Here is a 13,373-nt window from a genome sequence, read left to right as displayed (position 1 = left end):
AAGCGCCGGCTGACGGTGTTCACCGGTGTCTCCGGCTCGGGTAAGAGCTCGCTGGTGTTCGGCACGATTGCCGCGGAGTCGCAGCGGCTGATCAACGAGACTTACAGCGCCTTCGTGCAGGGCTTCATGCCGACGCTGGCGCGGCCCGAGGTCGATGTCCTCGAAGGGCTGACGACCGCGATCATCGTCGACCAGCAGCGGATGGGTGCCGACGCCCGCTCCACAGTCGGCACCGCCACCGACGCCAATGCGATGCTGCGCATCCTGTTCAGCCGACTCGGGCAGCCGCACATCGGCTCGCCCAACGCGTTCTCCTTCAACGTCCCCTCGGTCCGAGCGAGCGGTGCGATCACGATCGAACGCGGTGCCGGCAAGACCGTGCGGCAGACCTTCACCCGTACCGGCGGGATGTGTCCGCGCTGCGAGGGCCGGGGCTCGGTCACCGATTTCGACCTGTCGCAGCTGTACGACGACTCCAAGTCGCTCGCCGAGGGTGCGCTCACGATCCCCGGCTACAGCGTCGAGGGCTGGTACGGCCGCATTTTCAGCGGCTGCGGCTTCCTCGACCCGGACAAGCCGATCCGTACGTACACAGCGGCCGAGCTCCACGACCTGCTCCACAAGGAGCCGACCAAGATCAAGGTTGACGGCATCAACCTGACGTATGAGGGTCTGATCCCGAGAATCCAGAAGTCGTTCCTGTCGAAGGATGTCGACGCGCTACAGCCGCACGTCCGCGCTTTCATGGAGCGGGCGGTGACGTTCACCGCCTGCCCCGACTGCGGTGGCACCCGGCTCAGCGAGGCCGCTCGGTCGTCGAAGATCAAGGAAATCAACATCGCCGGCGTCTGCGCGATGCAGATCAGCGACCTGGCCGTTTGGGTCCGCGGCGTCGACGAGCCGTCGGTGGCGCCGCTGCTCGCGACGCTGCAGCAGACCCTCGACTCGTTCGTGGAGATCGGGCTGGGCTATCTCAGCCTCGACCGGCCGTCGGGCACGCTGTCGGGCGGCGAGGCGCAGCGCGTCAAGATGATCATTCATCTCGGCTGTTCGCTCACCGACGTCACCTACGTCTTCGACGAGCCGACGATCGGGCTGCACCCCCATGACATTCAGCGGATGAACGACCTGCTGCTGCAGCTGCGGGACAAGGGCAACACCGTGCTGGTCGTGGAGCACAAGCCGGAGGTGATAGCGATCGCCGACCACATGGTCGATCTCGGCCCCGGCGCCGGTACGGCGGGCGGCACCGTCTGCTTCGAGGGCACGGTCGAGGGGCTGCGGGCCAGCGGCACGCTGACCGGGCGGCATCTCGACGACCGGGCGTCGTTGAAGCCGTCGGTGCGGACACCGTCTGGGGTGCTCGAGGTGCGCGGCGCCAGCACCCACAACCTGCGCGACGTTGACGTCGACATCCCGCTCGGCGTGCTGGTGGTCGTCACCGGCGTGGCCGGGTCGGGAAAGAGCTCCCTGATCGACGGCTCGGTCTCGGGCCGGGACGGGGTGGTGTCGGTCGACCAGGCTGCGATCAAGGGCTCGCGTCGCAGCAACCCGGCGACGTACACCGGACTGCTCGACCCGATCCGCAAGGCGTTCGCGAAGGCCAACGGCGTGAAGCCGGCGCTGTTCAGCGCCAACTCCGAGGGTGCCTGCCCCAGCTGCAACGGCGCCGGCGTCATCTACACCGACCTGGCGATGATGGCCGGGGTGGCCACCGTCTGCGAGGAGTGCGGCGGGAAGCGTTTCCAGGCCGAGGTGCTGGAGTACCACTTCGGCGGCCGCGACATCAGCGAGGTGCTCGCGATGTCGGTGACCGAGGCCGAGGGGTTCTTCGGCACCGGCGAGGCGCGCACGCCGGCCGCGTACAAGATCCTCGACCGGCTCGCCGACGTCGGGCTGGGCTACCTCAGCCTCGGCCAGCCGCTCCCTACGCTGTCCGGCGGCGAGCGGCAGCGGCTCAAGCTGGCCACCCACATGGCTGAGAAGGGCGGCGTCTACGTCCTCGACGAGCCGACCACCGGCCTGCACCTCGCCGACGTCGAGCAGCTGCTCGGCCTGCTCGACCGGCTCGTCGACTCCGGCACGTCGGTCATCGTCATCGAGCACCACCAGGCGGTCATGGCGCACGCCGACTGGATCATCGACCTCGGCCCCGGCGCCGGCCACGACGGCGGCCGGATTGTCTTCGAGGGCACACCCGCCGACCTCGTCGCCGCCCGCTCCACCCTCACCGGCGAGCACCTCGCGGCCTACGTCGGTACCTGACCGAGGCCCTCGCGGACACCGTGAGACGAGTTCTCTCAGCTGTTTCGACTCCTCCCACTCGACTGGCAGGCTCGGGCGTGGAGGAGCCGGGAGTACGCGCAGCCGCTGGACGTCGAGGCGTTCGCCCGCGGCGCGCACATGTCAGCCGGGCACTTTTAGAGCGACCGGCAATAGGGGGCGCGGCGTCGCGGGGCTGGGGCACGCACCTCGCATCGTTGTCGTCGGTCGACATCCAACACCTCCGGTGCCTTCCTCCTCCGCCTCGCGATCTACGCGCCCCAGCTCCGCTCCTTGATCCACGCCTCTATTGCCGGGCGCTCTTATTTTCACGCGCGACCGCAGACGCCTGTTCCTGAATCATGTCGCGACGGGTCGGTCGGGGTCGGACGACCATGCAGACCACGAGCCCGGGAACAGGGCTGCTTCGATCCCGGCCACGGCGAGCGCGGCGATCTGGTGGGCTGCCGTCACCCCGGACCCGCAGTAGACCGCGACGGCCTTCGCCTCACCGGCGCCCAGCGCGGCGAACCGGGCACGCAACTGCTCCGAGGGCAGGAAACGGCCGTTTTCATCAAGATTTCCCCCGGTCGGCGCGCTGACCGCGCCGGGGATGTGTCCCGCGCGCGGGTCGACCGGCTCCACCTCGCCCCGGTAGCGCTCGCCTGCCCGGGCGTCGAGCAGGACCCCCTCACGCGCCGTCCGGGCGGCGCCGTCCGCGTCCAGCGTCGGCAGATGCCCCGCGCTGAGCACGACGTCCCCGGGAACCGGGACGTTCTCACCGGACTCGATCTCGAAGCCGGCCTCCCGCCAGGCACCCAGAGCGCCGTCGAGGATGCGCACGTCGGTGACGCCCGCCCAGCGAAGCAGCCACCACGCCCGGGCCGCCGACTGCCCCCCGTTGTCGTCGTAGACCACAACCGACCGCCCGGCGGTCAGGCCCCAACCGCGGGCCGACCGGGCCAGGGCCTCGACGTCGGGGAGCGGGTGGCGTCCGGCACTCCCGCCCGGCGCGGCGGCGAGCTCGGTGTCGAGGTCGACGTAGACCGCGCCCGGCAGGCGACCCGCACGGTAGTGGTCGTGCCCGTGCGGGTCGCCGAGCTTCCAGCGGACGTCGAGCAGCAGCGGCGGCGTGGTTGAGACCAGCTCGTCATGCAGCCGCTTCGCGTCAACGAGCACCGCTGGAAGGAGCTCGGGTCCACTGGCGTCGCTCGGCCGGTGCGCCGACGCCAGCAGGGCCGCGAGGTCGGCCTCGTCGAGGCTCCCGGGCGGCATCCCGGTGCGCGCCGCCGTCGCGATCCGCTGCTGCACTCCGGCGTTGACAGGCGCATCCAGCCCGTGCAGGCGCGCGAGCAGCACGATCTCCCCGTGGAGGAAGTCGGACTCGACCGAGCCGCCGCGGGCCAGGCTCTGCCAGGTGGAACTACCCTGCCGTTCGTGGCCGGGGATGTCCTGCACAACCAGCTGGGACAGGTCGATGGTGCTGTTCGCCGCCACGTCGACGGCCTCGATCCCGGCCGCGGCGAACACCGCACGCGCCTCGTCCACCAGCGCGGCCGCCACCGCGTCACGCTGCTCACCTGGGGCGTAGAGCACGTCGAGGTTGTAGGCCAGGTTGGCGAGCAGCTTGCCGGCCTTCCAACGGTCGATATCCTCGACAACCTGGACGGCGAACGAAGCCCGGCGCAGATCCGCCGCGATGCGTTCCACCGTCGAGTCGCCCCCGCGCGTCGCGCGGCCGAGGAAGAAGGCTCCGATGATCGGCGCGCCCGGGGCCACGACCTCCCCGGGCCGGCCGTGCGACGACGGAATCGCCACAACCGCGTCGATCACCGTGGCGAACCTGCGCAGCGCCGTCCGGGCGTTCTCGAGCCCGTTCTGCAGCAACAGGATCGTCAGCACCTCCGCGGCCGTGCGGACGGTGCCGTCTACCTCCACCGGCCGCCACGCCCACTGCGCCAGCAGCGCTTCGGAGTCCTGTGACTTGGTGGCGAGCACCAGCACGTCGTCCACGTGCAGGTCGACCTCGTCCGGCCCGCCGGCGACGTCAAGGGAGACCCACCGGTCGGAGTCCGGCCGGATGTAGTGCAGGCCCCGGGACCGCAACGCCTCGAGGTTGGCGCCTCTGGCCACGGCGACGACCCGATGCCCGGCCCCGCGCAGCTGCGCGGCGACGGTCGCGCCTACGGCACCTGCGCCGATGACGATGTACCTGGCGCTCATGCGATCTCCTCGGGTCGTGATGGTGCGGCCAACGCGGCGGCGAAACGCTGCCCGGGGATGGCGCCGAGCAGCTCCCGGGTGTGTTCCTGCTCAGGCGCGGCGAAAACGGCGGCTGTCGGCCCGTTTTCGACGACGCGGCCGCTGCGCAGCACGGCGACCTCGTGCGAAAGTCGGGCCACGACGGCAAGGTCGTGGGAAATGAAGAGGTAACCCACCCCGAGCTCCTCCTGCAGGCCGGTGAGCAGCGTCAGGATCTGATCCTGCACCGAGACGTCCAGCGCGGAGACGGGCTCGTCGAGGAAGACCAGTTCGGGTTCGAGCGACAGCGCCCGGGCGACCTCGGTGAAGCGCGGGACGACGTGCCCGGAGTGCGACAGCGCCGGGGCGATCGCGATGAGGTGCCGGGTAGTCGTCGAGGCCCAGACCTTGCGGACGATGTCGATGTACTCGGCCTGGCGCGCATAGCGGTCAACCTTGTAACCGTGACACCGCCGGGCGCTCTGATCCGGCCGCCCTCGCCGGATTCCATCGGGTGAACCGTCAAGGAGACACTCATCGATCAACAAATTGAGTACGAAAACGGCTGCAACAGCGACCGTTTGTTCACTCGGTTTCATGATCTGAAGGTGGCATGCCGCGCCGATCAGGCGATCTCGGTTTCGAACTCGGCGGGCATCGCCACGACCTGGACGGAGACGCCCTCGCTCCGGTGTTGTCCATCCCCGGAGTGAGGCCGACCGCCCAGCGGTCGTTCGGTCACCGGGCCGGCGCGATGTTCTGGTTGACGTGGAAGTGGTTTCCGGGGTCGTACCGGGCCTTGACCTCGGCGAGCCGGTCATAGTTGCCGCGGTAGGAGGCGCGGACCCGGTCGGCTCCCTCGTCCATCATGAAGTTGACGTAGGCGCCTCCGGCCGAGGTCGGGTGCAGATCCCGCCAGTACCGCTTCGCCCAGTCGCTGATGAGGTCGGCGTTGGCCGGGTCCGGGTCGACCCCGACGATGACCCCGGCCCAGCCGCCGTTGCGGTAGGCGAATGCAGTGGCGTCGTCGGGCACCCGCATCGCCGCCCCGTCGATGGGATAGAGGTGCATGGTCGAGTGACCGGTGGGCAGCAGGGCGCCGTACGTGAGGTGCACGTCGATGGCCCGCTCGGAGATCTCGTTGAAGAAGTCCGCGCGCCAGTACCACTGCAGGCCCGCCGGGTAGAGGCCGTCGAACGCGCTCTGCAGCACCGTGAAGGGCATCGGATGGAGACCGACGAGCAGCGGTGAACCGAACTCGCGGATCGGGGCCAGCACCTCGTCGGCGGAGTCGTGGGAGCCCGTGTAGCACCAGACGATGGCGCAGGCCTTGCGACCCCACAGGTGTTCGGGAAACGGCGGCGCGGGTGGGATCGTGATCAGGCCGAGCCAGCCGCTCAGTTCCTCGGGAAGCGAGGGCAACAGCTCGCGATACCACCGCATCACCTCGGCGGTGTCCGCCAGGTCGTACAGCACCGGTCCGCCGATGACGACTCCATGGTCGCCGATCTCGTGGCAGGCGAAGCGGAACGAGGTGACCACGCCGAAGTTTCCACCGCCGCCGCGCAGTGCCCAGAACAGATCTGGATGGGAGGTGGGGCTCGCGGTGACGAAGGTTCCGTCGGCGAGCACCACGTCCGCCGACAGCAGGTTGTCGACCGTCAGGCCGAACCGCCGGGTCAGGTAGCCCACCCCGCCGCCGAGGGTGAGTCCCCCGACTCCGGTCGACGCGATGAAGCCCGATGGCGTGGCCATCCCGAACGCCACCGTCGCGTGGTCGACGTCGCCCCACGTGCAGCCGCCGTCCACGCGCACCGTGTGGCCGGCGGGGTCCACCGTCGTGCTGCGCATGGCGGACAGGTCGATGACGAGCGCGTCGTCCCAGACCCCGAGCCCGCCGGCGTTGTGTCCGCCACCGCGTACCGCGAGATCGATCCCGTGCTCGCGGGCGAACCGGACGCAGGTGATGACATCGGCGACGTCAGCGCAGCGGGCGATCGCCGCGGGCCGGCGGTCGATCATGGCGTTGTAGACGGCCCGTGCCGAGTCGTAGGCCGGGTCGCCGGGCCGGATCGTCGGCCCACGCAGGGTCGCGGCCAGCTCGGCGTAGTCGGGTCCGGGCTGTTGCCCGGCCCGGGGGGATGAGGTCGTCCCGGTCATGGTGTCGCCTTTCGGTACGGCGGCGGCTCCCCTGCGAGTCGCCAGCTGCCGGCGACGCTAGACAGGGGGGCGTTCGCTCAGCGTTCGCCCCGACCACCGACCACCGGGGGCGCGAACGCCGCTGTCCGGGCTGCGAATGCCCCGGGCGGCGAGGTCGGCGTCGCACCGCGCCTGCAACGTCCGGCTGAGCTGGTCGGCGGCGAGGTCGGCCGCCCGGCGCAGCATCGGCACGGCGGTCTGGTCCGGTTCCAGGCTGGCGCGCATGCGCAGGACCTCCGGCAGCCACCAACGATCGTCGTGCTGCTGCGCGGCGAGCCGCGCCGCGTCCAGGATGCCGCGTGCGGCCTCGGCGTGTCCGCAGCCGATCTGCACCTGCGCGAGCAGCGACAGCCAGTACGACATCCGGGTGCGCGCTCCCTGCGTGCGCAGCCGACTGACCGCCTGCTGGATTGCGGCGATGCCCCGCTCGTCGCCGGTCGCCCAGCCGGTGAGGATGGCGGCCCACTCGCGGTAGTAGGCGAACTCGTAGCGTCGGCAGAGCTCGTCCAGCTCCTTCGCCGCTGTGGCCAGTGACGCCCGGTCTCCCCGGAGCTGATGCGTCAGCGCCGCGTAGGCCAGGGCCACCGTGAGGCTATAGGGGTGGTCGGCCGCCCGGCCTCGCTCGACCGCCTCGTCGCAGCGGGAAAGCGCCCGGGCGTCGTCGCCGAGCAGCCAGTGCGCGTGGGCGGCCCAGGCCATGGCGTGGACATCGGTGCGGGTCCCCACGATCAGCGAGACGCCGTCTGGTACCAGGTTGTAGGCGCGGTCGAAGTGGGTGATCGCCGTGGCGTGCCGGCCGAGGCTGGTGGCCGATCCGGCGTAGGCGAAGTGCGCCTGCCCTGCGAGGTCAGGGTCGGCTTCGGCGAGGGCGAGCGCACGCGTCGCCAGCTCGTGGGCCTGCGCGGTATGACCTTGGACGAAGCGGACCGTGAACAACCCGATCAGGCTGGTGAGCAGCGCGTGCGGCCGAGACAGCCGCTCGGCGAGGGCGACCGAGCGTTCCAACGTGGACTGCACCTCGGGCGAGGAATAGCCGTGCACCGCGTTGAGCGGGCCGGTCATCGCCTGGGCCACGTCCAGTTCGCGTTCGTCGCGGTCGAGCCCGGGTGGCAGCTGGGCGATCAGCTCCAGGCACCGGGCGTGGTGGCGGATCGCCTCCGCGTTCGCGAACACCCGCGCGGACGCCTCGGCGGCCCGGCCGAAGTAGTGCAGGGCGCGGTCCGGTCGTCCGCCGCGATGGTACTGCTCGGCGAGCTGCGCGGCCGCCTCGTCGAGGTCTGTCGCGTGGAGCAGCTCGAGTCCCTGGGCCAGGCGGCGATGCAGCAACCATCGGCGCGGTGGACTGACCAGCCCGTACGCGGCGTCGCGCAGCAGATCGTGCGAGAAGTCGTAGCCACCGCCCTGGCCACCGCCGTGGCCACCGCCCTGTTCGGTCACGATCCGGCGCCGCCACAGCTCGTCCACTGCCTGCACCAGGGCGTCCGCGTCGAGATCGCTGGCCTCGCACAGCAGGTCCAGGCTGAAGTCGCGGCCGAGGGCTGCGGCGAGCGCGGCCACCTCACGCGCGGACGGAGACGACTGCTCCAGCCGGCGGTGCAGGATAGCCCGCAGGTTGGGCAGCGCCACCGGCTCGCCGGGGGCCAGCGAGCCGCGCGCGGCCTCCACCACGAACAGCGGATAGCCTCCGGTGGCCGCGTGCAGGACCCCCGCCTCCGCCGCGGTCACCGGGCGGCCGAGCAGCGACGCCGTCAACGCGGCGGTGCCGGTGGGGTCCAACGGTGCCAGGGAAAGGTCGGTGACCAGCCTCGCCGATCTCCATGCCCGCAGTGACGCGGCGACCTCCGCGTTGTGGTCCAGTTCATCGGCCCGGACCGTTGCGGCGACGAGCAGCGGGGCGTGGCCGGCGAAGCGGAGCAGGAAGGTCAGCCAGGCCACCGTCTCCTGATCGCACCACTGTAGGTCGTCGAGCACGAGCAGGGTCCGACGTCCGGTCGACAGCACCGCCCGGGCGAGCCCTTCGAAGAAGCGGTGGCGCTGCCAGGCGTCGGCCATCGGGTGCGAGCCCGCCGGCGCCGGTGGCGACGGCGCCGGCGGCGCCCGTCCCGCGCCGGGGGCAGGTGTCACCTCGCCCGTCTCGGCGACGTTGGTCGAGGCCCGCGGCACCAGCCGTTCGACCTCGATCCGCCACACCGGGTCCAACCGTTCGACGCCCGACCGGAGGTCGCCGGCCCGCAGCCACTCCGCCACCGGTGCGAGCGCGAGACGCCCGGCCGACCCGAAGCACCGCGTTGTGGCGACGGCCGCCCCACTGTCACGGGCGATGGCGGCAAGCTCGGCAACCAGCCTGCTCTTTCCGACCCCCGCCTGCCCGGACACCACCACCAGCCCACCGCGCCCGGCGGTCGCCTGTCGCCATCTACGCACCAGCAGTGCCGCCTCACCGTCCCGGCCGACGAAGCCCACCCCGGCCGCACCCGACCGTCTGGGCCGTCGATCCGTTGGCACCCGGTCGGTTGGCACCCGGTCGGTTGGCACCCGGTCGGTTGGCACCCGGTCGGGTTGCGGAGCGCCGCGCCGCCCGAAGAGCCGCTCGACCACCCTCGTGATCTCCGGGCCGGGGCCGACCCCGAGCTCCTGTTCGAGCACGGATGCGCAGCGGTGGTAGGTGCGCATCACGGCCCCGCGGTCCCCGGACTCGGCCTGCAATTCCATCAGGACGCGGTACCCGACCTCGTCCAGCGGCTCCAGCTCGACGCGACGGCGGGTGACCTCGATCGCGCGGACGCGGTCGCCGGATTCGCGCCACCCGCGGACGGCCTCGTCGCACAGCTCCACGCATTCCCGGCACAGCAGCTCACGCTGATCGAGAACCCAGTCGTCGTACATCCCGGGCAGCAGCTCGCCTCGGTACTCGGCGATCGCCGCCGCCGCGTGCCGCAGGAAACCGGCGTGGTCACCCGCCGACCGGGCCGCCGCCGCCGCCAGCCGCTCCGTCCGGAAGACGCGGACGTCGACCCGGCATGTCGGGGTGTCCCGCCAGGTCAATGCCGTCGGCTCCACCACCAGGGAGGGGCTTTCACCTATCGCGAGGCGCAGGTTGTGCAGCTCTCGCCGCAGGTTCGTGCGCGCCTGGGCCTCGTTCGAGTCCGGCCAGAAGACGCCGGCCAGGTGCTGTCTGTTTTGCGACACCTCCGCGTGCAGGACGAGGTACGCCAGCAACGCGATGGACCGCGGTGACGGCGAGCGTCCCCCGACCCTCGCACCGCCCGCGACACGCTGTTCGCTCAGCAGACGTACGTCCAACATGGCGAGAACCCTCTCCCGCCAGCAGCCTCATGGCTAGGGGTCGTCACCGCCGTACCGGACAGCGATGCGGTCCGCGCACACCAGAACTGCACGAAGGCCGCATCGCTGTACAGCGGAGCCGCCGTCCCGCGGCGGTCCGGTGGGCAGAGCCTCACCGGTACCGACGGGACACAACCGTCGGTACCGGTGAGATGGCACGCAGCCTCGGGTGCCGCCGCCCACCGGTGGCGGTCACCCGCAGCCCTGCCACGGCCGGAATCAGGCGGAGCGTGCTTGCCGGGCTGCGGTGTAGCGGACTGCGACGTCGGCCCAGTTGACGATGGTCCACAGGGCGGTCGCGTAGTCGGCCTTGACGTTCTTGTACTGCAGGTAGAAAGCGTGCTCCCAGGCGTCGAAGACCAGCAGTGGGGTGCTGCCGATCCCGATGCTGTTCTGGTGGTCGTAGACCTGCTCGATCAGCAGCCGGTCGGCGACCGGCTCGTATGACAGCACGCCCCAACCGGAGCCCTGCACGGTGGTGGTCGCGGCAGTGAGCTGGGCCTTGAAGGCGTCGAACGAGCCGAAGTCGGCGCTGACGGCGTCGGCGAGGGCGCCATCGGGCTTGTCCCCGCCGTCCGGGGAGAGGTTCTGCCAGTAGATCGAGTGCAGGACATGCCCGGAGACGTTGAACGCGAGGGTCTTCTCCAGACCGACGATGGCGCCGAAGTCACCCTTGTCGCGGGCTTCGGCGAGCTTGTCCAACGTGGTGTTGGCGCCGGCGACGTAGGCGGCATGGTGCTTGTCGTGGTGAAGTTCGAGGATCTCGCCGCTGATCGCCGGTTCAAGGGCAGCGTAGTCGTAGGGCAGGTCGGGCAGGCTGTAGGTCGCCACGGACGTGGAGTCCTCTCATCAGGGTGAGGAACGGGATATGTACAGGAAGAACCGCTACCGGTCTGTTCCTGGCTCTGCTCTGGCCAGTCTGGACCGTTCGGTGTGCGATCAGTCAGACCGGCGGGTTGGTGACGTAGGCGTGCCGGATCGCGGCCGGCACGTCCCGCGGCCCGTCGTCCGGCCCGGGGCCGTTGTGGGCGGTCATCACCTCGATCGTCACGGGCAGGCATGCCCCGGGAGCACTTCCGCCGTCACGCATCGACCGCTCCCTCTCCGGCGCCGCCTGACAACCATGCGTTGCGGCCTCACCCAACGCCATGGTGGAGTCCCTGTGGCGTGGTGGCACACTGGTCGTGGTGAAGCCATCAGGAAACCGTAGCTCTGTCGACGTCCCAGCTCCACGCACCTCGGCCTACGCCGACGAGGACTGCCAGTGCCCAATGCCCGATCGACTCGCGCCGCGCCGGCGGGTAGCTCGCGCAGCGCGCAGCGCGCCGAGCCGACATTGCTCTATGTGATGAAACAGGTTGAGCTGGTGGTCCGCTCGCACCTGGACGAGATCTTCCGACCGATCGGACTGACCGCCCTGCAGTACACGGCGTTGACGGTGCTGGAACGGCACCCGGACATGTCCTCGGCGCAACTCGCCCGCAACTCCTTCGTCACGGCGCAAACCATGGCCGACATGGTGACCGCCCTGCAGGAGCGTGGCCTGATCGAGCGACATCGCGATCCCGACGACCGCCGGCGCCTGGTGCTGGCTCTCACACCCGATGGGCGGGAACTGCTGGGCCGCCACCGGGACAAGGTCAGCGACCTGGAGGCCGAGATGCTCGCCGGGGTGACCGAGGAGCAGGCCGCCGAGCTGCGGCGGGTCCTGCTGCTCTGCCGCGCCAACCTGGTCGGGCACCCGCCGCACTGAGTGGGGCCGTCAGCGTAGGCGGAGGGGAGGGGAGGGGAGGGAGATTAGACCGTCAGGTTTCCTGCTAAAAACCATCAGGAAACCTGTACGTCGCACGATTCGTGTGGCACGCTTCACACCCAGCCGAACCCACCGGCACACGGACGCTGGAGGCCACCCGAATGACCATTCTCAACCGACCCGCAAACGACGTCGTCGTGGCGACACCGCCGCGCGGCCTGACGCGAGGCACGCTGGCTGCGGCCGCGCTGGCGGTCTGCGTCGCCCAAGTCGGGCTGGCGATCCCGGCCGTGCTCAACGGTCAGTTCCAGCAGGATCTGGGCACCAGCTCGTCACAGTTAACCTGGATCTCCGACGCGTTCCTCGTCCCGGTCACGCTCCTCGAACTCACTTTCGGGGTCATGGGTGACCTGTTCGGGCGCAAGCGCCTCCTGATCGGGGGAACTATGCTGCTTGCCCTCGGGCAGTTCCTCGCGGTCCTCACCCCGGGAACCGGCAGTTCGACCGGGACCCGGGTGCTGGTGTTGTGGTTGGGCCAGATCATCGCGGGCGTCGGTGCCGCCGCGATCTTCCCGACGTCGCTTGCCATGATCGCAGCCGGCACGCACACCGTCCGTGACCGGTCGCGCGGCATCGCGATCTGGGCTGCGGCGTTGGCGTCGGGCGGCTTCGTCTCGCCGGTGCTCGGTGGCTTCCTGGCGCGCTACGGCTTCGGCAGCGACCCGTACGCCGGCTGGCGGTGGGCGTTCGTGGCCGTCATCGTGCTGTCGCTGATCAGCATCGGCGTGTCGGTGCGGTTCGCCCGGAACTCCGCGGCCCCTGAGGGTCGTTCGCTCGACTGGCCGGGGCAGATCACCATAGCGGTGGCGTTGTTCGCGCTGTTGTACGCCGTCATCCAGGGTCCGACGAGTGGCTGGCACAGCGGTGGCGTGATCGCCGGATTCGTGCTGGCTGCGCTGTTCCTGGTCCTGTTCGTGCTGGCGGAGCGCCGCTCGGCCGCGCCGTTGCTGCGGCTGGAGCTGTTCGCCAACCGCGCGTACTCGGTCGCCGCGGTCGCGACGGTCATCGGCATGTTCGCCTACCTCGGCACCGCCTACTCCACGAGCATCCGCCTGTCGGCGATCCAGGGGTTCACCCCGCTGAAGACCTCGATCGCGTTCATCCTGCTCAACGTGATGACGCTGGTGTTGATGCCCTTCACTTCGCGCGTCCTCGAGCATTACAACCCGCGGTGGACGCTGGGTATCAGCTTCGCGCTCGTCGCAGTCGCCGACTTCTGGCTGTCGAAAGTGTCCGCGACGAACCTGTCCATCGTGCCGATCGTGGCTCCCCTGCTCATCGCCGGTGTCGGGTTTGCGCTGGCGCTGTCGGCTATCACGGCTGTCGCGGTTAACACCGTCCCCAATCACCTCACCGGCATGGCGAGCGGGTCGACCAGCCTGCTGCGCGACTTCGGGTTCACCCTCGGGCCGGCCATCATCGGCGCGATCGCGCTGAGCCGCGCCGCCGCGGAGGTCTCGCACAAGGTCAGCAACAACGCCGCGTTGGCCAAGGCCCTGGAGGCGTTCAACAG

The 13,373-nt window shown here is 70.3% G+C and carries 8 protein-coding genes and 2 pseudogenes; 4 read left to right on the top strand and 6 right to left on the bottom strand.

Features of this window, described 5'->3' with window-relative positions; genetic code table 11:
• The coding region (locus U9978_RS11770) for an excinuclease ABC subunit UvrA (RefSeq protein ID WP_322761137.1) at positions 1 to 2,265 on the top strand (2,265 nt) is incomplete at its 5' end.
• Between the two features lie 39 nt (positions 2,266 to 2,304).
• Positions 2,305 to 2,418: pseudogene (locus U9978_RS24030) on the top strand (AraC family transcriptional regulator); the annotation flags it as partial.
• Between the two features lie 204 nt (positions 2,419 to 2,622).
• Here U9978_RS24030 and U9978_RS11765 read toward each other — a convergent pair.
• From U9978_RS11765 to U9978_RS11740, 6 genes and pseudogenes are all read right to left on the bottom strand, one after another.
• A complete protein-coding gene (locus tag U9978_RS11765) occupies positions 2,623 to 4,485 on the bottom strand; it encodes a rhodanese-like domain-containing protein (RefSeq protein ID WP_322761136.1) in 1,863 nt (620 codons plus the stop codon).
• Positions 4,482 to 4,823 (bottom strand): annotated as a pseudogene (locus tag U9978_RS11760) (ABC transporter ATP-binding protein); the annotation flags it as partial. The gene U9978_RS11765 and the pseudogene U9978_RS11760, both read right to left, overlap by 4 nt.
• 418 nt (positions 4,824 to 5,241) lie before the next feature.
• Positions 5,242 to 6,663 carry an FAD-binding oxidoreductase gene (locus U9978_RS11755; RefSeq protein ID WP_322761135.1) on the bottom strand — a complete coding sequence of 474 codons (1,422 nt, stop codon included), beginning with the start codon at positions 6,661 to 6,663 and terminating at the stop codon, positions 5,242 to 5,244.
• A 57-nt stretch (positions 6,664 to 6,720) separates the two neighbouring features.
• Positions 6,721 to 10,008 (bottom strand): ATP-binding protein, encoded by a 3,288-nt coding sequence (locus U9978_RS11750; RefSeq protein ID WP_322761134.1) that lies wholly within the window; start codon positions 10,006 to 10,008, stop codon positions 6,721 to 6,723.
• Positions 10,009 to 10,266: 258 nt separating this feature from the next.
• Entirely contained in the window at positions 10,267 to 10,878 is a 612-nt protein-coding gene (locus U9978_RS11745) for a superoxide dismutase (RefSeq protein ID WP_322761133.1), read from the bottom strand.
• A 112-nt stretch (positions 10,879 to 10,990) separates the two neighbouring features.
• The gene (locus U9978_RS11740) at positions 10,991 to 11,137 is read right to left on the bottom strand and encodes a hypothetical protein (protein WP_322761132.1); all 147 of its coding nucleotides are present in this window, start codon (positions 11,135 to 11,137) and stop codon (positions 10,991 to 10,993) included.
• A gap of 258 nt (positions 11,138 to 11,395) precedes the next feature.
• Here U9978_RS11740 and U9978_RS11735 point away from each other — a divergent pair, with 258 nt between their 5' ends.
• Positions 11,396 to 11,800 (top strand): MarR family winged helix-turn-helix transcriptional regulator, encoded by a 405-nt coding sequence (locus U9978_RS11735; protein WP_416210938.1) that lies wholly within the window; start codon positions 11,396 to 11,398, stop codon positions 11,798 to 11,800.
• Positions 11,801 to 11,961: 161 nt separating this feature from the next.
• Positions 11,962 to 13,373, top strand: a 1,412-nt coding sequence (locus tag U9978_RS11730; protein ID WP_322761130.1) for an MFS transporter, incomplete at its 3' end; no start/stop codon positions are given.

It is taken from the genome of Protofrankia sp. Cr2 (genome assembly GCF_963555885.1).
Classification (GTDB): domain Bacteria; phylum Actinomycetota; class Actinomycetes; order Frankiales; family Frankiaceae; genus Protofrankia.
The sequence above is the reverse complement of the archived record's forward strand: the minus strand, read 5'-3'. Positions and strand labels throughout refer to the sequence as shown.